Genomic DNA, 20,011 nt, shown 5'->3' with positions numbered 1-20,011 from the left:
CGAGTGCAAAAATTGCTATTATTTAGATTAAATACAAATAAAAGTGGAAATAAATTTTAGGCTACAATATTCCAGGGAATTAACCATGTAAGAAGTGTAAGATGATATAAACTAAGGGAATGATGGGTAGTTCAACATTTTTTTTTATAATCTGATTTTTGTTAAGACATATTCGGTCGGTGAGACGCTAACTGATAGGATAAGTAGAACTGCTTTAGGAAATTAACCATATAAGAAATTTAAGACCATATAAGTTGAGGGAAAGATGGATAGTACACCAACCTTTATTATAAATCTGATATTTGGTTAAGCCACTAATCAGGGTTAAAGGTGAGTTGAAATTATTGTATTGTGGTATTGCGAAATCTATAGGTTGGTGAGACGCTAACTGATAGGATAAGTAGAACTGCTTTAGGAAATTAACCATATAAGAAATATAAGACCATATAAGTTGAGGGAAAGATGGATAGTACACCAACCTTTATTATAAATCTGATGTTTGGTTAAGCCATAATCAGGGTTAAAGGTGAGTTGAAATTATTGTATTGTGGTATTGCGAAATCTATAGGTTGGTGAGACGCTAACTGATAGGATAAGTAGAACTGCTTTAGGAAATTAACCATATAAGAAATATAAGACCGTATAAGTTGAGGGAAAGATGGATAGTACACCAACCTTTATTATAAATCTGAAGTTTGGTTAAGCCACTAATCAGGGTTGAAGGTGAGTTGAAATTATTGTATTGAGGTATTGCGAAATCTATAGGTTGGTGGGAAGTTATAGGATAAAATAAAAAATAATTTTCCAAATGTCGTTTCAACCGTCTTTAGGCAATTTGATAAATCATGTGGTGATACAAACCGCCCATGAATTTCTTTTTATTCTGAATTTCGAAGCCTTTACTCTGATAAAGTTTTGAAGCCTTATCATTTTCGACTTCGACGAGAAGGCCAACTTTTTTATGTCCGAGTTCTTTAGCCCATGCAATTCCCGCATCAATTAATTGCTTCCCTATTCCTTCTCCCTGAGCAGAAGGCGAAACACTAATCGTATCGAAATAAAACTCACCCGCATGGGTTTCTTCTTCAGGTTGGAAATCTTTTAAATTATTATGTATCCGAAGATAATTGGTGAAAGTTTTCCTTAGCTCAGAAAGTTTGCCACCATCATAGGCATTCAAAGAACCTAAAATCTGCCCACTTTCTTCAAAAACCAAAGTGTTTTCATAACTGTATTGATTGTCTTTCTGACTGAAAAAATATTCGAACAGTGCCAGGGTTTTCTCCACATCAGTGGTATGGCTGAATTTTTTTGCCAGCTCACACATAGCCTGAATAATTAAGGGTGCAACAGCTTTAGCATCATCAGGTTTTGCATTGCGAATCATTAAATGTCGCTTAAATTGAAGGTTTCTGCCACTCGAATGCCTTTTTCGGTTCTTTGCAAGGTACAGCATTCGTTAACCGGGTCGTGCTCTAAGTATAATATGTAGTTATTATCAACTGCTTCTTCTAAAAAGGCTTGCTTTTCGGTTAATGTTTTTAATGGAAACATATCATAGGCCATAACGTAGGGAAGGGGTAAATGACCTACTGACGGAAGTAAGTCGGCCATGTAAACAATGGTTTTGCCTTTGTAGCTTATTTTTGGAAGCATCATGGCGTCGGTATGTCCGTAAGCAAAGCTGATGTTAATTCCTTTTTGCCATTCGATATTTTCCTTTTCTTCGATGAATTTTATCTGTCCGCTTTCCTGAATCGGTAAGATGTTTTCTTTTAAAAATGATGCTTTTTCTCTGGCATTCGGTTCTGTTGCCCAAGCCCAATGTTTTTCGTTACTCCAATATGTTGCATTCTTAAAAGCGGGAATAAGTTTCTCTCCATCGCGAACTATGGCTCCGCCCACGTGGTCGAAATGTAAATGGGTTAAAAATACATCGGTAATATCAGCTTTACTGAAACCTAAATTCGCTAATGATTTATACATTGTATCATCGCCATGCAAATAATAATGACTAAAAAATTTTTCATCCTGCTTGTCGCCAATTCCTGTATCAACCAAAGTGAGCTGATTTCCATCTTCAATTAAAAGGCATCGCATCGCCCAGGTACATAGGTTATTTGAATCTGCAGGATTTGTTTTTTGCCAAATTGCCTTAGGTACAACGCCAAACATTGCGCCACCGTCGAGTTTGAATAAGCCTGTATTTATGGTGTGGAGTTTCATATTAACGTAAAATGGTATAGGTAAGATGTAAAATGGAATGTAAGCCTGGTTAAAAATAGAAAAAACCTGTCAAAATTAATTAACAGGTTTTCAGTCCGGTTGATTTCCATATCCCATCAACCATTGTACATATTTTATAAGTGGATCACTTCTCCGTAAGCATCAGCGGCGGCTTCCATAATGGCTTCACTCATGGTGGGGTGTGGGTGTACGGATTTAATCATTTCATGACCTGTTGTTTCCAATTTGCGGGCCACTACAATTTCGGCAATCATTTCGGTTACGTTGGTGCCAATCATGTGCGCACCTAATAATTCTCCGTATTTGGCATCAAAGATTAATTTTACAAAACCATCTTTAGCACCGGCTGCACTTGCTTTACCTGAGGCCGAGAATGGGAATTTACCGATTTTCAGTTCGTAACCCGCTGCTTTCGCTGCCTTTTCTGTGTAACCTACAGAAGCAATTTCCGGTGTGCAATAGGTACATCCAGGGATGTTGTTGTAATCTAATGGCTCGGCATGCTGACCAGCGATTTTCTCTACACAGATAATCCCTTCGGCAGAAGCCACGTGTGCTAAGGCTTGTCCGCCTACCACATCGCCAATTGCATAATATCCTTTTACGGAAGTGTTGTAGAACTCATCGGTAACGATTTTGCCTTTTTCGGTTTTGATGCCTGTTTCTTCCAAGCCGATGTTTTCGATGTTTGCTACAATACCCGCTGCAGAAAGTACGATGTCTGCTTCGATGGTTTGCATACCTGAGGCGGTTTTTACCGAAACCTTGCAGCCTGCACCACTTGTATCAACGGATTCAACAGAAGCAGAAGTCATTACATCGATGCCAACCTTTTTAAGGCTGCGCAACAATTGTTTAGACACATCTTCATCTTCTACCGGAACCACATTATCCATAAACTCTACAATTGTAACTTTCGTTCCCATTGTTGCGTAGAAATAAGCAAACTCAACGCCTATAGCACCTGAACCTACAACTACCATAGTTTTTGGTAATTCTGGAAGCACCATGGCCTGGCGGTAACCTATAATTTTTTTACCGTCCTGTTTCAGGTTTGGCAATTCTCTTGAACGGGCACCCGTTGCAATAATTATATTTTTGGCTGATAATTCCTGTTGAGAACCATCTGCACCTTTTACCTCTAATTTGTTTCCGGGCTTAACTTTACCCGTTCCCATAATCACGTCAATTTTGTTTTTCTTCATTAAAAACTGAACGCCCTTGCTCATGCCATCCGCAACACCGCGGCTGCGTTTTACCACTGCCGCAAAATCTGCAGTTGCACCTGCTGTGGTAATTCCATAATCGGCCGCATGATTAATATATTCGAAAACCTGAGCACTTTTTAAAAGCGCTTTTGTAGGGATACAGCCCCAGTTTAAACAAATACCACCTAATGATTCACGCTCTACAATTGCAACTTTTAGTCCCAATTGAGAAGCTCTGATTGCAGCTACGTAGCCACCTGGGCCGCTGCCTAAAACAATAACGTCGTAGTTCATATCTATATTAAAGAGATTTCTTTTAATTGTTTTGCATTCATTGTAATCTCCGGGGTAGGAGAAGGCTCTTGGAACAGATTTCCCTCGCTTTTATAAAGTATATCAGCATTACGTTTTAAAAAACTTCCGTTTCTTATTAATCCCCAAAACTAAAAAAAAAATGTTAAACGGTGCAGTCTAATTGTTCGATTGAACGTTTAGGCGTTATAAATTTACAAAGCATTCATATATTATAGGCAGGATGAAATTATTGGCTGACTTTTTTAAGGATGCAGTTGATTGATTCGCAGAAATAAAACCTTGTTGCCGTTAAACTTTACGAAATTTCGTTTTAAGGAATTGAATTTTTTCAATTCTCCCATTAAATCAGACCAAAGATTTGTTGCCGACTGATTTTTGCGCATTTGATTGCGAAAAAATTAAATGTTGGAATGTGTTTTTAGTAAAATTCTATTTTTGAGTAATTTTTACTGCATTTATTATAGCTTTTTGGGGTATTTCTTAGTAATAATTTAGTTGTCAAGGCAAAGTATTGATAAACTGAAAGTTATAAGGCTTGAAAACCATGTTAATTGTTGAAAAGTTTTGCGGGAGTTAACGATAATTTAACATTGAATGTTAAAATCTGTTAAATATTATTAATTACATTTGCGGCATAAAATCACCCCCGATTTAATTTAACAACAAAAAAACATTTAAAAAACAAAGTATGAAGAAATCTTTACTTTTAAGATTATTGCTTGTTATTGTGGCTTTTGTAGGGATTACCTTAAGTGCAAATGCACAGGTAACTACATCGTCAATGACTGGTACTATTAAGGATGCCAAAGGCACCTTACCTGGTGCAAGTGTAAAAGCTACGCACACTCCAACGGGTACCGTTTACACCGTATCGACAAACAATGACGGACGCTTTACCATTGGTGGTATGCGTGTTGGCGGTCCTTACACCATTGAAGTGAGTTTTGTAGGTTACAGACCTGAAAAATTAACTGAAGTTTATTTAAAATTAGGTGAGCCATATTCTTTAAACTTAGTTTTAGTTGATAATAGCGCTACTTTATCTGAGGTAAAAGTTGTTGGACAAAGAGCCAGTGCAATTATGAACTCTAATAAAACAGGTGCGAACACTGTTATTACAAGAGCTGAGATTCAGAATTTGCCTTCTATTACCCGTAGTGTTAACGACTTAACGCGTTTAACTCCACAGGCAAACGGTACTTCGATTGGTGGTGGTAACTACCGTTCGAACAACTTTACTGTAGATGGTGCCAACTTTAACAATCAGTTTGGTATTGGACAGAACATTCCAGCGAATGGTTCTCCAATTTCTATTGATGCGTTGGAGCAAATTTCGATTAACGTAACGCCATACGACGTTCGCCAATCGGGTTTTACTGGTGGTTCTGTTAGTGCGGTTACCCGTTCTGGAACAAACAAATTCCAAGGAAATGCTTTCTACACCATGCGTGGAGATGATCAGCAAGGAAGAAGAATTGGTGAGACTTATAGAATTCCAGAAACTTCGATTCAGAAATTAGATGAGAAAAACTATGGTTTTAGCTTAGGTGGACCAATTATCAAAGATAGATTGTTCTTCTTTGCCAATTACGAAAAGAAACATACTATTGAGCCAGGAAATAATAGAATTGCGGCTACACCTGGACAGCCTTATGGTAGCTTAACTACTGTGGCGCCAGCAACTGCATCGGATTTAGATGCACTAAAAAGTTATTTAATCTCTAAATATGGTTATGATCCTGGTGTTTACCAAGGTTATTCCAACATTAGTGATAACGAAAAATTCTTTGCCCGTTTAGACTGGAACATTACCAAAAGCCACCGTTTCAGTGTGCGTTACAACCAAGTAGAAAGTACCAGCCCTAGTTCGGCTTCTACCTCTGTTACTGGTTCTGGCGTTACAGGTAACCTTGGTTACGGTAACAGTAGATCGGGAACAGCTACTAACGCTGGTCTGAATTTCTCAAACTCGAATTATTATCAAGCGGCAAATTTATATTCTGCAGTTGCTGAGTTAAACTCGAACTTTGGAAGTAAAATTACCAACGTATTGCGTGCAACTTATTCGCACCAAAACGACCCTAGAACTTCTGACAGTTCACCGTTTCCTTTAGTGGATATCTTAAACAATACCCAAACGGGTACATCAGCCGGTAGTGTTCTTACTACATTTGGTTACGAGCCGTTTACTTATGGTAACTTAAGAGATGTTAAAGGTTATACTTACAGTGATGATTTAAGTTTGGCTTTGGGTAAACACAACATTACTTTAGGTGTACAGGCAGAATATAGCACGACTAAAAACGGTTTCCAACGTTTTGGTACAGGTTTCTATACTTTTGCTTCTTATGCTGATTTTTATAACAATGCCAGACCATTGCAGTATTCGGTAACTTATCCATTAACTGCTGATGGTTCTCAAGCTTATCCAAGCTTTAAATTTGCTCAGTACTCCGCTTATTTACAAGATGAGTTTACCGTTTCTGACCGTTTAAAATTAACTGCCGGTTTACGTGTTGAACAAGCTACTTATCCAGATGTATCGGAAATCAGAACCCATCCATTGGTTGCGGCTCAGACTTTTGCTGATGGCAGAAAAATCGATACCGGTGTTTTACCAGCCAACAAAATTACCTACTCACCACGTTTCGGATTTAACTGGGATGTAATGGGCGACCGTTCGTTACAAGTACGTGGCGGTACCGGTATTTTTACAGGACGTGTACCATTTGTATGGATCGTTGCTCAATCGGGTGATGCTGGTTTATTGCAGTACACTCAGGTTTACTCAGGTGCTTCAACGCCATTATTTAACCCAAGCATTGCTCCAAACTTAACTACGGCAGCACCAGCAGCCGGAACCAGTATCCCTGGAACCATCAGTGCTTTGGCTCCAGACTTAAAATTCCCACAAACGTGGAAATCGAGTTTCGCTGTTGATGTTAAATTACCAGGCGGTATTATTGGAACTTTAGAAGGTATTTACGGTAAAGATTTATATGTAGCCGTAGCCAAAAACGTTAACTTACAAAACCCAACAACTTTAAATATTGCAGGTTACCCAGATAACAGACCATTTTATGGAAGTTCGGTAACATCGAGACAGGTTGTTAACATTACGAGTGCAGGTTTACCAAGTGCTACCGGAACATCTGCCCTTAACGTAGTCGAGATGAGCAATGCTAAAGGCGGTTACAACTGGCAAGCTACTGCGCAACTGACCAAGAATTTCTCTAACGGACTTTCTGCGATGATTGCTTATACCCGTTCTGACCAACGTAACTACGGTGATGGAAGTGGTGACCAATTGTTGAACTTATGGTCTATTCCATTCACTTCGACCAACGCAAACAACCCGACATTAAGTTATTCGAGCAACTTAAACCCTGACCGTGTTGTTGCAAACATTTCTTACCGAAAAGAATACCTTAAAAACTTAGCGACTTCATTCTCGCTATTCTATTCAGGTTCTCAACAAGGTAGATTCTCTTACAGTTACAGTGCAGACTTTAACCGTGACGGACAAACCAACGATTTAATTTATATTCCACGCGATGCATCGGAAATTACCTTTGTAAACATTCCATCTGGAACTACAGGTTATCAAAGAGCTTATAGCGCTCAAGAGCAAAGCGATATCTTTATGAATTACATCAATAACGATAAATATTTAAGCGAGCACAAAGGACAGTATGCTGAGCGTAATGCGGCTACTTCACCTTGGAGAAACCAGTTCGATTTAAGATTGACCCAAGAAGTTTTCAGAAACTATGGTAAAACCAAAAACTCTTTCCAGTTTACGGTTGATATCTTTAACGTAGGCAACTTGTTAAACCGCAAGTGGGGTAATGTAAACTTTGTGAACAATGCAGCGATTTTGGTTCCTCAAAACGTTTCATCGATCAACTCGTTCACCAAACCAACCTTTAGACTGGCGAATGCTCAAGGAGATATTGTTAGAGAAACTTTTGGTACTTCTCAAACCATTTCTTCGACTTACTATATGCAGTTTGGCGTTCGTTACAATTTCAACTAGTCGTTTATCCATATAAATTGAAAAAAATGAAAAATATTATATCAAAAATTACGGTTATCGCTAGTATCATCATTGTATCAATGAGTGCTTGCAAGAAAGACCCTAATGCTGAAGTAGAAGTTGCCGGCACAGGCGCTACAACGATTGAACTGGCGAAAGGCAATGCAATATCGGCAACTGGTACAGTAGGTACCAGTGTTGTAACGCTTAACTATATTGTTGGTGAAAAACTTTTCCCATCAAAAGTTATCCCTAAATTGACTGTTTATTATTTAAGCAATACTGCGGGTGCGACAACCGTTACCAGTTCTGTTAGAACGGCACTTTTCACGGCTACTAATGTATCATTGGCTGCAACAGCAACTCCGGTAGCAGGTGCTCCGGTCGTAACTGCCATGGGTGCCTACGGAAATGCTTCTAACCCGGTATGGGGACTTACCTACACTTTTAACTTAAGCCAGATTGGTAAAGGTTTATTTACTGCAAGTAACGGTGTTGTATCTCAATCGAGAGGAACCAGCATTATTATCGTTGCTCAGGATGCGGCGAATGTAACGCTTGCAGAATACACGTTTGCACTTTCTGAATTCGGATTAAGAGCCGCACTTTAGTCGCTTTTAATCTTATAAAATTGAGCCCCCGAAATTATCGGGGGCTTTTTTTATGCCAAGATTTTCCCGTTTATTTGATGGATTTTACTCAAAAATTATACGGGGAATTTGTTTGCTAAAATAATTAGTATAAATTTGTCTTTCAGAAGCAGGCATATTGCTTCCCCTTTTATCAAGACGAAAGCGCGTATTTTATTTTATGACAGTTACAGTTTTAGCCATATTGGAAACAGATTTCCGCCCAGAATTTTCTTTAGGAAAAATTATGAACGAACGATTAAAGAAAGCTGCGACGGCCCTTCAAGAAGAATCCTTAAAGTTTTTAGCCTCCGTGGGCAAGCGTGATGATGATTTGGTGGTTTACATTAGCTATAATCCGAAGTACAAGATCAGGTGGCGGGTGGTGAACGATGTTCCGAAATCGGTAGAGGAGCAGGTTGCCACAGTTTGTGGCGATTTGGGCTACATACCGTGGAAAACCAATGTTGTTAATGTTTTTAAAGGAAACGAGTAGAGGATGTGAAAGGGATGATGTGAAAGGGATGATGTAAAATGGAGGATGTAAAAGGGATGATGTAAAATGGATGATGTAAAATGGATGATGTGAGGTGGAATTTGTAGGGTTGATTTAACTTAGATCAAGGCAAAAATAAATTTGTACCCTGATCTAAATCTATAGAACCGAATCATTTGGTTCCAATTTTATTTGCCGTCTAAAACCTCCAATAATTTATTCAGTTCGTTTTCTGTATTGTAATAATGAAAAGAGAAACGGGTTCCGGCACCCCTTGCCGAACAGATGATGTTGGCCTGCTGGACTTTCTGCACCATTTGAGGGCTTAAACTTAAACTCAAGATGGTGGAATGTTCCGCTCTTTCGAGTACAGCTTCGCTTAACAATCCCCGCTCTGCAAATGCTGCCTTGGCTTTTTGCGTTAAGGTTTGGGTTGCGTATTCGATGTAATCCAGCCCCAATGTTTTCAAGTGATTGATCGACTGGTTAAGGGTGCCAAAACTTGTGGTGTCTAAGTGGCCAGGTTCGAAAGCCATTAACAGATGATCTTTACCCTGCAAAAAGGGCTCTGTTGGTAAGCTGTTTGTTTTACGCTTGTTGTAGAGGTGGCCTTTTGCTGCATCTTTTATGAACACAAAGCCATTACCATAACCTCCAAGCATCCATTTATAACCGCTGGAAATTAACACATCGATTGCCGAGTCTTCAAAATTAAAAGGTGCGGTACCGCAAAACTGCGTTCCATCTACCATTAACAAGATATCGGGAAATGCTGTTTTCAGGGTTTTTAAAAACTGATCTGACAATTTAATTCCACTGACATACTGTACCAAACTGAAGGCAAAGGCAGTGGGTTTTGAGGTGCTGATTTTATCCAAAATTCTTTCCTCCAGTTTTGAGCCTAATTCTACAAAATCACATTCGAATCCTCTGCTTTGCACCGGATAATTTACAGAAGGATAATCACCAGAGAGCAACAAGAATTTGTGGCTGCTGTCTAAACCATCCAAAAAGGTGTTGAACCCAAAAGAGAAATTTGGCACCAAATAGGTGTTTGCTGGTTTTGCGTTAAACAAGGAAGCCAGATTTTCACGAACAGTTTGAAAGAAAAGGCCTGGGTTTAAGCGAAACTCGCTGCCAAGATCCATAAATTCGACATCGTGCTTACGCCTCCAGGCGGCTATTGTTGTTGATAATAATCCAGAGTTTGCCGTATTTAAATAGGTGCATTTTTCGAGAACAGGAAATTGAAGAGAAATTTTCATATACAAATGTAAAAGAAAGTATTCAGGGTGATGCTATTATTTAGAGATCTGTATCAATTAGGCCATTAAAGTATGGCCATTTTCAATTCAACTAACGCCCAGAAAATCCTGACTAATAATAGACTAAATGTGGTTGGTTAAGTATTTTTCTTTACGCTTTTATAAAATTATTCTTACCAGCTTTTTTTAAAAGTCCCAAATCATCCGTAGTTCCAAACGCACAAGATTTGAGGATAGGCAATAAACGCATTTGTAGTTTATTTAATTTTGGTATGTTTAAAATGCTAAATTTAAGTATCTTTGACCAAGTTTCCTTTAATGGAAGATTCATCCCAAACCACATCCCAGTTTTACAGTATAGTTTTACGTCATCGGTGGGTGCGTTATACCTTTATTTTTTTATGTTCAAAACATTTACCTATGAGCAGTAGCACGGTGGGGAAGAAGCGGGAATATGTGATTTTGCGCTCTGCAGGCGCTACACTCCCGCTGCATTGAAGCGTTTGGGCTTTTTGTTTGCGAAGTATTTTTGGAGATGATTAATAAAACCGATGGCGTAATTTTATTTACATGAAGCCACCTTAATTTTTATGGCAGTCGCTATTTCCCTCATGGATGGGGGGGGAGTTTTTTTTAATTTCTACTTCATTTTCATAAACCTATTCCAAGCTCACAAATAGAGGAATTCATCACCATCAGCCAATAGGTGCCTTCCTTCCCGAAGACGAAATATGGTATTTGCAGTAAACCTATAGCGCTTAACATTCCCCTCTTTTAGAGGGGTGCCCGCAGGGCGGGGTGTTTCTTTTTCTTTTCATTGCTCAATAAATAAAGGCGTTTGGGCGCCCTTTCTATATCGTTCCTGTTGTGGTTGTGAAAGCACCATATCAACTTCGCCTCATACTCGGGAAAACTTCTCCAATTATATGCCTCAACCTAGCCCTAGGGCACAACCCCAGGCTATTGCCAGCATAATAAGCCCATTTCTATTCCTTGTTCCTTACTGAGGTGTTCACGACGCATCCTCGAAGCAGGGTGGGGGCATGATGCACGCAAGCATAGCCGGAATACGGACTGCATACGGATATGAGTCGGATTTAATACGGAGTTGTAAGCGGAAAACTGTAGAAAATTGCTATATTGGATTGATCAATCCCTTAGTTAAACCAAATATAAACAATTATGGCTACATTAAATGGGATTGTGCGATTTTCCGGGCAGGTGGGGGATCTAATTTTTTATCGAAGGGCAAAAAAGGATGTTGTAAGGCGTAAACCAAACACCTACCAGCTTTCCGAAAACAGCAAAAAAAGCGCTAACGACTTTGGAGAGGTCAGCCGTAACGCCGCCTATATTCGTAAAGCCTTTGCGCCCATGGTAAAGAATTACGGCTATGGCGATCTCACCAGCCGACTGACCAAAAGAATTGCCGGGCTGTTTAAAGGCATACCTCCAGTGCATCTTGGCAATAAAAAACTCATTAACGCTGACCTAAATTAATAGCGGGATTTGAGTTCAATACAGATTCCCGCCTCGATCAGCTCCTGCTCCAAAAGCCTCTAGTTACCCTACAGGCTGATGGCCTAATCGAACTCTTGATCCCAAAAATAAACCTTAACCATTTTGCAAGGCCTGTTCCCCGATCTGATGGTTTTGCCCTAAAGGTTATGGTGTTTAACTATGATCTGAATGGGGGCAGTTATGAGATTTTGGATGTAAATGATCTGAAGGTATCGTTTAACCTTGTCCAATTCCCGGGTGCGAAACTTACAATCCATACCGAGCAGGGCGGAGACCGGGCCTTGCTTGTAGCCATTGGTATTTCTTATGTGTATGAGGGCATGCGGAAGGAAGACCGGCGCTATTTTGCCTGCCAGATCAGCAACTGCTGGCATTTAAGGGATGGTGTGGAAGTTGAATTCCAAGCACCAGAAAGGAAAGATATACCGGAGATTGAATTGGGCGATCGGGGATTGAGCTGGGAAGTAGGATAGCCTAATATGTGCATTTATATAAATAGCATTTTTTCTAAATAAAGCTTGACATTGGAAATATAGCAGTGCAGTTGATTATGGCGAAAGGAATTAATAGAAATTGAATATTTATGGTGGCTTAGACAACGCACAGACGACATGGATGCGGCAGAGAAAGGCTCGGTGCATTTGTGGGCTTTTTCGATATATAAGGCGTGTAATAAATTAGGATTAAATTTGCCAAGCGAATCAAAGGGGCCAATTTAAGGTGATCAGCAATCTGCGCAATCAGCAAGATCTGACAAATCCCCCTAAAATGGAATTTAGGGGCAATAAGATTTATTATAATAAGGCAAGCAGCAGCGCATCAAAATCAATTACGACAAATAAAGAAAATAAACCCAATATCGATAAAATTGGACTCAGTTTAGGTGCGGCACAGTTATTTAAAAATGTTCGAAGTAATTTATCAATTCAAGATAAAAATTACATATTTAGTAAGTTAAGCCTGATTCCGAAAGCAGATGGTGATGGTTTTACAACGGAAGATGCCCATCCTAACGATAGAATTCCAGTAGAGATTTACTTATTAGATATAAACGGTGATGGTAAGGAAGAAGTCTTTTTGAGTTACTCAGATATTAATGGTAAAGGGAGAGCTCACAGTCACCTAACGATGTTTCTGCCAAAAGCCGATGGCTACATAATGAATGTGGACTTAGACTACAATGCATTTCTACCCGAGTTTACAACGCCATCGAATGGTTACCCACAATTGAGATTCGGAGGAATGAATTCCGACATTTGGGGTTGGGATGGAAATGAATATAAAGTGTTGAGAAAATCAACAACTGCAGATTATCCTAAACTTATTAGCTTCGAAGATTATTCAACTATATATAAAAGAGGAGGTTTTGAAGCTATTAAAAAGCAAATGGCCAATTTTACTATTCCTAAAAGAACAGATATGGTAGAATCTAGTAAGGCTAGCACAATTGCGCCAAAAGTTGGCGCAAAACCCACAGCAATTGCTAAGAAGGGAACATCCAGCAAATTCATCGGTAAGTGGTATGCCTATCAACAAGATAACACACTCTTTACATTTACAAAAATTGGAACTACGTTTGTCTTAAACAGTACCAAAGCAACATGGGAGAAAGCTCCAAGATTTGTTTATAATATTAAGAACGACAAAATGGAAGGATGGGGACAAAATGAAGGTGTTAGAGTGAATATGGTTGTTACTTATAATTACGATGAAAATGAACTTGTAATAACTCCAACAAAAGGCATGGGTTATGACATTTATCTGTCTAAGAAACCAAAGTAATTCTGATTAGGGTTAGAATAGAAGACATTTTTCTTGAACGAATTTAATTTAAGATTAGTTTTTTGGATCCAATTACCAGTCACATCCTAAAAAGGGTAATAGAACCTTTCATTCCATCCTTTTGATATAATTAAACTGATTGACCTGGTGAACAGCCAGCTTAAGCCTTTTATTAATTAACTAATTCTTTGTTTATACATTTGCAATTGTTTAGAAAGCAATTTGCGAGCTTCATGGATTCTGGTTTTAACAGTGCCCAAGGGTATATTAAGTTCAACTGCGATTTCGTGATACTTGTAGCCTTCTACGTATCTTATAAAAGGCTTTGAGAGACCAATAGGAAGTTTGGCCAAGGCTCCATTGATATCGCCCATTACAAAGGTTGCTTCACCCTGATTGTGTGTTGCGCTATAAGCTAAATTGGACGAGGATATTTCGTCTGTCTTTGTTACAAGCGTATTGCTTCTAGATAAACGGCGGTAGTCGTTTATGTATGTGTTGCGCATGATTGTGAAAAGCCAGCCTTTTAGGTTTGATCCTTCTTCAAACCGCTCAAAAAAACGATATGCTTTTACCATTGTGTCCTGAATAAGATCATTTGCATCATCTTCATCTTTGGTAAACTTCATTGCGAAGCTGAACAATGAAGTATTGTATGGTTCGACAACTTGGGCAAACTGTTTGTTGTTCATAGGTTTGATATAGGGTTCGTTTTGATCACTGCAACTATTTTACCAGTAATAGTGGCCACATTGTAACATAAACGATATAAACTCAAAAACATAGATTAAAGGCATTGAAGGCTGTTTTAATTTACATTTTTGATATTCCATATAGTTTTGAAACTGCGTATTAATTCAGTAAACTGAGCACTTTAACGTTTGTTATTAGTAAATGGTGATCAGTAACGAACTTAGTTTGGAAAACCTATTATCAATTGAAGTAGGTGATATTGTGGAATCCAGAATCCACCGTAGCGGAATAGTTGAACGAGTTAATATTGTTAAAAGGGCAAACGGCACAACCTTTTACTTTATGCTAGAAAATGAAGAAATAATAATAATTGTTAAACAATAAAAACAGCTTGGGATTACGTTTACCTACACTTGCAGTCATCCGTTCTCATTCGAGATTTAACAAACGTATTCTAAACAAGGTGATTTAAATAATAGTCACTTGGTTAATTGAACTGTTATAACCACGGACTTACCACGTATTTATATTTAACTTACTGAAATGAAAGTAGGGGTGAACATTAGAGCTGCAAGTTTAGATATGATTGCAGTGGGCGATTTATTGAAGATGGGTTAAAATTTGGATACGTTTCAAAGAATTCGATCAATAAATATAGGAGGTTTGCCAATTATTTTTACCGCCTTAAAAACAATGGTGGCAATATTGAAGTGGTAATTATTACCAAATAAGTTCATTTAATTATCAAAGTTCACCAATTTGTTTCTCCACGACTTCTATAGAACGAAGCTCTAAAGGTCAATTATTTAGATGAAATCAGGGGGTAATATTAAGGTTCAATTTAAGCATAAAGCCCTAATATGGAGAATCCTAATAATGTTATATTCCTACAATTCTAGCAGAGCTTCAACTAATTCTTTATTTTTCTCATCGGCATTTTGTAACAGGACTTCTTAAATTTCTTCTTTCTACTCGTTTGCTTTTAGTATCCTTTTTAAGTTTTGATTACCTGAATAAATTTTAGCATTATAAATATTAATAACTACTCCATTTTCGTATAATCTATACTCATCATCTAACATACAGTTCATTCAAGAATAACTAGCAATTTTTCTTGTGTTCAAATTTTGGTGTTTAATGTAGTTGACCAAAATATTTGTTTTTTGAGACAATAATTGAGCCCTATCAAAGTATTTCATTTCGGTATTATTATAACGTACACTTTGATGGATAAATCTTGATCAATCAACAAAATTTTCTCTATAAATGGAACTTTTGGTGGGTTTAAACTAAAATCAAATGCTGGGTTACCAGCGCTGAACAAAGCGCATCCGAATGAAACCTCATGTTCAGTATATTGATCCACGTCAATTATCAAATCTGTAGCCTCATCAAAATTTACCTGTTCAAGCCAATCTATTTTTTTAAGGCCTTCCTCGGAAAAACTCATTCCAACTACAGAGAAAGTGTGGCCGATTGGACGATTATCCCAAGGTAGTAATGGTTCATTCATCATGAACATATCCAATGGGTCATTTTCGTCGATATCCCGCCTATGTGGCTCAATGTCCTTGTGTAGTAGTATTGATGATTCTGATTTGTAGATAGCGACGTGATTGTGGTAGCGCTTCCGGTCATAATAAAAGCCATCAGCTGAATCAAAATATTTGAAAGAGAAATGATAATTTCCATTACGAAAATACGTGAAATGAAAGTCTGTATGTTTTGCATTAGGAAGGTAAGGTTGCAACATATCAAAAAGCGTTAAGTTACCCACAATGGAATTACTTTTGCCATCGGTAGTTAGTTTAAAAATCCTGCAATATAGATTTCTGTGTTTTAATATTAATCTCATAGGGAATTAGATGGTTACTAATTTTTGAACCTTAGTTCATGGCCTCATATGCTTTATTAATATCGTAAGCCTCGCCCCGCATGAAGCTATTGAAAAAATTAATCATTATTTGATCCCTTAATGGCTGAGCATTGTAAATATTTATTAACTCTGGAAATAATTTAATAAAGTCTGCTGCAAAAACCCCTAGTAAAAAAAGTGCGCTTTTCACATTAAAATTTACTAGTTCGAAGAAGCGAGGTTCCGCCGCTCTAAACATGTCTCCGAATTGAAAAACTGAAACATTGGACGGATGGGAATTGAGTGAAAAATGTGTATACATATTGTCCATTAATTGTGGTCTAACACCGGCTTTCTCAATAAACTCTTGAAAGCCAGCAACACCTTTTACTTGCTCATTTTCAAATCTGATGTTGTACTCCTTTGTAGTAATCTTATTATAAATTCTGTTTTTATCTCTTTGGGAAATATTCTTAAATAGTGTTGTTTGCTCAATCTGAATTTTTAAATCTTCTATCTGCTGCTTCTCTTTTTTTGCTTTTTCCTTTACTTCTTCACTAATTGCAGACGTTGTGAATCTTTGTCTATAACTAAGTCCGGCGCTGACCCATAAATTATATAATATCAACCGTTCTTCACCAGCACTGGTCTGTATATAGATAAGATTAAACATGCCAACAGTTTCGAAAATAGTTCTCACTAATGAGCCAACCACTGTTGGGTCTATGATATTATTTAATTTAGCACCGGATTTTGATGTAAATTCTATACCTGTTATTATTTGTTTAAGGTGAGACAACTTCGTGAATAGCATTTGATTCAAGAGTGCAGCATCTTTCAATTCTTTGGGTGTTTCATTCTCGATCTTTAACGCTAAAATAGTTTTAAAAAAATACTCTAGGAAAATATCAATCGTATCGTCAACATCCTGTTTTGATTGCAATCTTGATAGGCGGATATATTCCGATCTTAATTCTTGTTTAGTCATTATCTGATCTCATGTGATTTATCAAGTTACGTTCTTTTTTTGAGAAAATTAATCTTTTAAGGTTACTTAATTAGATCACTATTTTAGCGGTCATAATATTTGAATTAGATGTCAAATCAGATATGAGACTCTCCTTATTTCGTTATCATCTTCATTGAAAACCTGAAAATAGTAAAAATTCCCTACCAATACTTTTTGACTAGCACAACCTTGCATTTCGAACATTTTCGTCAGTTCTTGAAGCTCTTTCCAGTCAGCTTCAATTTGCAGATTAAATTTGTTCTCTATTAGAAAATCGGGCGTAACCGATCTTCATTATTATTGTATCACTAAAACTCTTATCTATAATAGATTTTGTTTTGTGAAACAAGTTTTTGAGAAACATCATTTGTGAACTTAATATCAAGAAATCTATCATTGCAGAATCTCAAGATACCACCCTTAATGCCACTACCAAATCTATCTCCCAAAAAGTCTGAATTTCTCGGGTAATCTTTATCATGAAATATCTCACCTATCTCACATTTCTTGATATAACGGAGACCTAAAAGTAATTAAAAAATGTACGCTTATTAAAGCTAATAAATTCAATTACGCGGACGAAAAGACCTTTGATAATGTTATTTTCTCATAAACCATATTGTTCGTTCGTGAACACGCACCATTGCTTTATAGCTAAATCATTTTATGTATAGAAGGATCTGTTAAAACCCTTCAAGAAAGATATAATGAGATGAGTAAATTAGGGAGATGTTTTATAATAGATAAATATTTTTCAAACATTAGGATATTGTATCTTTAATAATGAAAAAACTAATCGTCCTAATTTTTTAGCCATTACTTTAAAAGTTTTCTTGCCAAAATATGCCCTATTGATAATACTTTAAACCTTACTAGGTAGGAGGTAGCTATTCGACACCCAGTTGAGAAAAATCCAATAATTCATCCAAGGTTACATTCAATGCGTTAGCTATTAGAACTAAATTGTAGGCTGTAGGATTTGCTCCTTTTAATTCGTAGGTATTAACTATTTGTTTATCCTTAAAACCAATTTTAATAGCTAGGGCAGACTGGGTAAGGCCAGCAGATTTTCTAAGTTGCTTAATTCTCTTAGCAAGGTCAAGTTTAAACTGTTTTATGGTTGTTTTTTCCATAGAGCAAACTGGAGAATTGTATTAAAACATAAGTCAATGTTTATATTGACTTATTAGAATTTTTTTTTATATTCGTTTATTATTAAAAAAGGCATTAATAAGAGTCTTGTGATTACAAAATCTGACGCCGTTAACGCAAGACAGCAGTTTAATGCCCATATCTTTTCGTTTTGTATATATTTGTGCATCGAAATAGATGTGGGGCTGCTGTAAATCCATGTTAACGTAAGGCGTCAGAAACTTTAGTGTAATCGTGGTTTGCAGTCTCACATGTATTGTGATTTTCTTTCCAACAAGACTCGTATAATCCATACGAGTATGAACCGAGAAAACAAACAAGTACAGTTATACAGAGTGCTTCATCCCGAAGTAGTGCTTGTTTTCGCGTTCAATTCGATTCCTAAACATTCCTATTATGTTACACATCCCATCGATCGCCCTTTTGCCTATTTGTTTGCGCTAAAGCCAAGGAACCCGGAGTAGAAAAAGGGGTGTTTTAAGGTTTTAGAAGGAGAGCTTGCTTTGTCGGCGAAGTGCCTTCTCGCAATGACGGGAGGCGGATTGCTTTGTCGGCGAAGTGCCTTCTCGCAATGACGGGAGGCGGATTGCTTTGTCGGCGAAGTGCCTTCTCGCAATGACGGGAGGCGGATTGCTTTGTCGGCGAAGTGCCTTCTCGCAATGACGGGAGGGGGGATTGCTTTGTCGGCGAAGTGCCTTCTCGCAATGACGGGAGGCGGATTGCTTTGTCGGCGAAGTGCCTTCTCGCAATGACGGGAGGCGGATTGCTTTGTCGGCGAAGTGCCTTCTCGCAATGACGGGAGGGAGATTGCTTTGTAGGCGAAAGGCCTGCTCGCTATGACGGGAGGGGGATTGGTTCGTCGGCGAAGTACCTGCTCGCAATGATGGGAGGCGGATTGCTTCGTAGGCGAAGGGTCTGCTCGCAATGACGGGACGGGGGATTGCTTCGTCGGCGAAGGGCCTGCTCGCAATGATGTTAGGATAATAATGGAATGAAAAAAATGTGTTTAATATGGAAGAAAGGGCTTCGACACAACAGCTTTGTGTTTTTAACCAATATTACAAAAGGTATTATGCGCTGTTCGCTTTGCGGTGCACGCGGGCGGTAAAAGATGATGTTGTGGCCAGTGGGATGGTGCAGGATGCCTTTCTTAGATTATGGATGTTGCGGAACCAGTTGCCAGAAGATGGCATTTACGGGTTTTTGAAGCTACAGCTAAAAAAGGCGGTAAGCCGTTATTACGGAAACGGGAAAGCCAGGTTCCAAGCCAGCCTGTTCCGCCTGGATGAACTGGAAAACCCCGATTTTCTTTTATCTGAAGGTATTTTTTCGGAGAGCGATGAAATGGGCACGGAAAATGGCAACCCTGATGCGGCCTACCGAGAGCAGTGGATGCAGGTGGAACGGGTAATGCCAAGCCTGACCGAAGCGCAGAAACATATGGTGAAACTTTGCCTGAAGCACAACTTTAGCTACGACCGGATGGCCTACTACCTTGGCGGGATTTCGGACTATGCGGTGGCCAAGCAGGTAGAGGCTATGCTGAAGAACCTCAAAACTATACTGACGGAAGGGCACAGGCTGGAGCAGGCCGGAAGGAAGCGCAGCTTCGCAACGGAAGGAAACCTTGATGAAGTGCAGCAACAGGTAATGAGGCTGCGCTACGAGCTGGCCTACAGTTTCGGGGAAATTGCCTCGGCACTGGGCATGGGCGAGAGGCAGGTAAGGCTTGCCTATGCAAGTGCCTGCCGGATCTGCAGTTGATTTTATTATGAGGCTGCTTGTTCAGCCGTAGGGTGCGGC

General features: G+C 38.5%; 15 protein-coding genes. 7 read left to right on the top strand and 8 right to left on the bottom strand.

Going from position 1 to position 20,011, the window contains the following annotated elements:
• Nucleotides 1-826: 826 nt before the first annotated feature.
• The 3 genes from DF947_RS17830 to lpdA all read right to left on the bottom strand — a co-directional run bounded on the left by DF947_RS17830 (nucleotide 827) and on the right by lpdA (nucleotide 3,749).
• Nucleotides 827-1,387, bottom strand: coding sequence for a GNAT family N-acetyltransferase (locus tag DF947_RS17830; RefSeq protein WP_158526291.1), 561 nt, complete (start codon nucleotides 1,385-1,387; stop codon nucleotides 827-829).
• Nucleotides 1,387-2,226: an MBL fold metallo-hydrolase gene (locus DF947_RS17825; RefSeq protein ID WP_109931441.1), complete on the bottom strand. Its 840-nt coding sequence runs from the start codon at nucleotides 2,224-2,226 to the stop codon at nucleotides 1,387-1,389. Before DF947_RS17825 ends, DF947_RS17830 begins: the two co-directional genes overlap by 1 nt.
• A 134-nt stretch (nucleotides 2,227-2,360) precedes the next feature.
• Nucleotides 2,361-3,749 (bottom strand): dihydrolipoyl dehydrogenase, encoded by a 1,389-nt coding sequence (gene lpdA / locus DF947_RS17820; RefSeq protein ID WP_109931439.1) that lies wholly within the window; start codon nucleotides 3,747-3,749, stop codon nucleotides 2,361-2,363.
• 709 nt (nucleotides 3,750-4,458) lie between these two features.
• On the opposite strand from lpdA, the gene DF947_RS17815 reads away from it, so the two are divergent.
• From DF947_RS17815 to DF947_RS17805, 3 genes are all read left to right on the top strand, one after another.
• On the top strand, nucleotides 4,459-7,806 hold the full coding sequence (locus tag DF947_RS17815) for a TonB-dependent receptor (RefSeq protein ID WP_109931437.1): 3,348 nt from the start codon (nucleotides 4,459-4,461) through the stop codon (nucleotides 7,804-7,806).
• A 26-nt stretch (nucleotides 7,807-7,832) separates the two neighbouring features.
• Complete coding sequence (locus DF947_RS17810) at nucleotides 7,833-8,417, top strand: hypothetical protein (protein WP_109931435.1); 585 nt, start codon at nucleotides 7,833-7,835, stop codon at nucleotides 8,415-8,417.
• 199 nt (nucleotides 8,418-8,616) lie between these two features.
• A complete protein-coding gene (locus tag DF947_RS17805; protein WP_109931433.1) occupies nucleotides 8,617-8,931 on the top strand; it encodes a hypothetical protein in 315 nt (104 codons plus the stop codon).
• A 188-nt stretch (nucleotides 8,932-9,119) separates the two neighbouring features.
• Here DF947_RS17805 and DF947_RS17800 read toward each other — a convergent pair whose 3' ends face one another.
• Nucleotides 9,120-10,196, bottom strand: a complete 1,077-nt coding sequence (locus DF947_RS17800; RefSeq protein WP_109931431.1) for an aminotransferase class V-fold PLP-dependent enzyme — start codon at nucleotides 10,194-10,196, stop codon at nucleotides 9,120-9,122.
• Nucleotides 10,197-11,378: 1,182 nt separating this feature from the next.
• Between DF947_RS17800 and DF947_RS17790 the strand changes: the two genes are divergently transcribed.
• The 3 genes from DF947_RS17790 (at nucleotide 11,379) to DF947_RS17780 (ending at nucleotide 13,499) form a co-directional block, all read left to right on the top strand.
• Nucleotides 11,379-11,696 carry a hypothetical protein gene (locus tag DF947_RS17790; protein ID WP_109931427.1) on the top strand — a complete coding sequence of 106 codons (318 nt, stop codon included), beginning with the start codon at nucleotides 11,379-11,381 and terminating at the stop codon, nucleotides 11,694-11,696.
• A gap of 95 nt (nucleotides 11,697-11,791) precedes the next feature.
• Entirely contained in the window at nucleotides 11,792-12,190 is a 399-nt protein-coding gene (locus DF947_RS17785) for a hypothetical protein (protein ID WP_146202944.1), read from the top strand.
• A 295-nt stretch (nucleotides 12,191-12,485) separates the two neighbouring features.
• Nucleotides 12,486-13,499, top strand: a complete 1,014-nt coding sequence (locus tag DF947_RS17780) for a hypothetical protein (RefSeq protein WP_146202943.1) — start codon at nucleotides 12,486-12,488, stop codon at nucleotides 13,497-13,499.
• A 176-nt stretch (nucleotides 13,500-13,675) separates the two neighbouring features.
• On the opposite strand, the gene DF947_RS17775 is transcribed toward DF947_RS17780, so the two are convergent.
• The 4 genes from DF947_RS17775 to DF947_RS17755 all read right to left on the bottom strand — a co-directional run bounded on the left by DF947_RS17775 (nucleotide 13,676) and on the right by DF947_RS17755 (nucleotide 18,189).
• Nucleotides 13,676-14,191, bottom strand: coding sequence for a sigma-70 family RNA polymerase sigma factor (locus DF947_RS17775; protein WP_109931421.1), 516 nt, complete (start codon nucleotides 14,189-14,191; stop codon nucleotides 13,676-13,678).
• Between the two features lie 1,196 nt (nucleotides 14,192-15,387).
• Nucleotides 15,388-16,047, bottom strand: a complete 660-nt coding sequence (locus tag DF947_RS17765) for a hypothetical protein (RefSeq protein ID WP_146202942.1) — start codon at nucleotides 16,045-16,047, stop codon at nucleotides 15,388-15,390.
• A gap of 31 nt (nucleotides 16,048-16,078) precedes the next feature.
• Nucleotides 16,079-17,035 carry a hypothetical protein gene (locus DF947_RS17760; protein ID WP_109931415.1) on the bottom strand — a complete coding sequence of 319 codons (957 nt, stop codon included), beginning with the start codon at nucleotides 17,033-17,035 and terminating at the stop codon, nucleotides 16,079-16,081.
• A 908-nt stretch (nucleotides 17,036-17,943) separates the two neighbouring features.
• The gene (locus tag DF947_RS17755) at nucleotides 17,944-18,189 is read right to left on the bottom strand and encodes a helix-turn-helix domain-containing protein (protein ID WP_109931413.1); all 246 of its coding nucleotides are present in this window, start codon (nucleotides 18,187-18,189) and stop codon (nucleotides 17,944-17,946) included.
• A gap of 1,030 nt (nucleotides 18,190-19,219) precedes the next feature.
• On the opposite strand from DF947_RS17755, the gene DF947_RS17745 reads away from it, so the two are divergent.
• Entirely contained in the window at nucleotides 19,220-19,972 is a 753-nt protein-coding gene (locus tag DF947_RS17745; RefSeq protein WP_109931409.1) for a sigma-70 family RNA polymerase sigma factor, read from the top strand.
• Nucleotides 19,973-20,011 lie beyond the last annotated feature (39 nt).

The organism is Pedobacter paludis, assembly GCF_003173575.1.
Lineage (GTDB): Bacteria > Bacteroidota > Bacteroidia > Sphingobacteriales > Sphingobacteriaceae > Pedobacter > Pedobacter paludis.
Note: the sequence above shows the minus strand (reverse complement) of the source record. Positions and strands in the feature narration are given on the sequence as shown.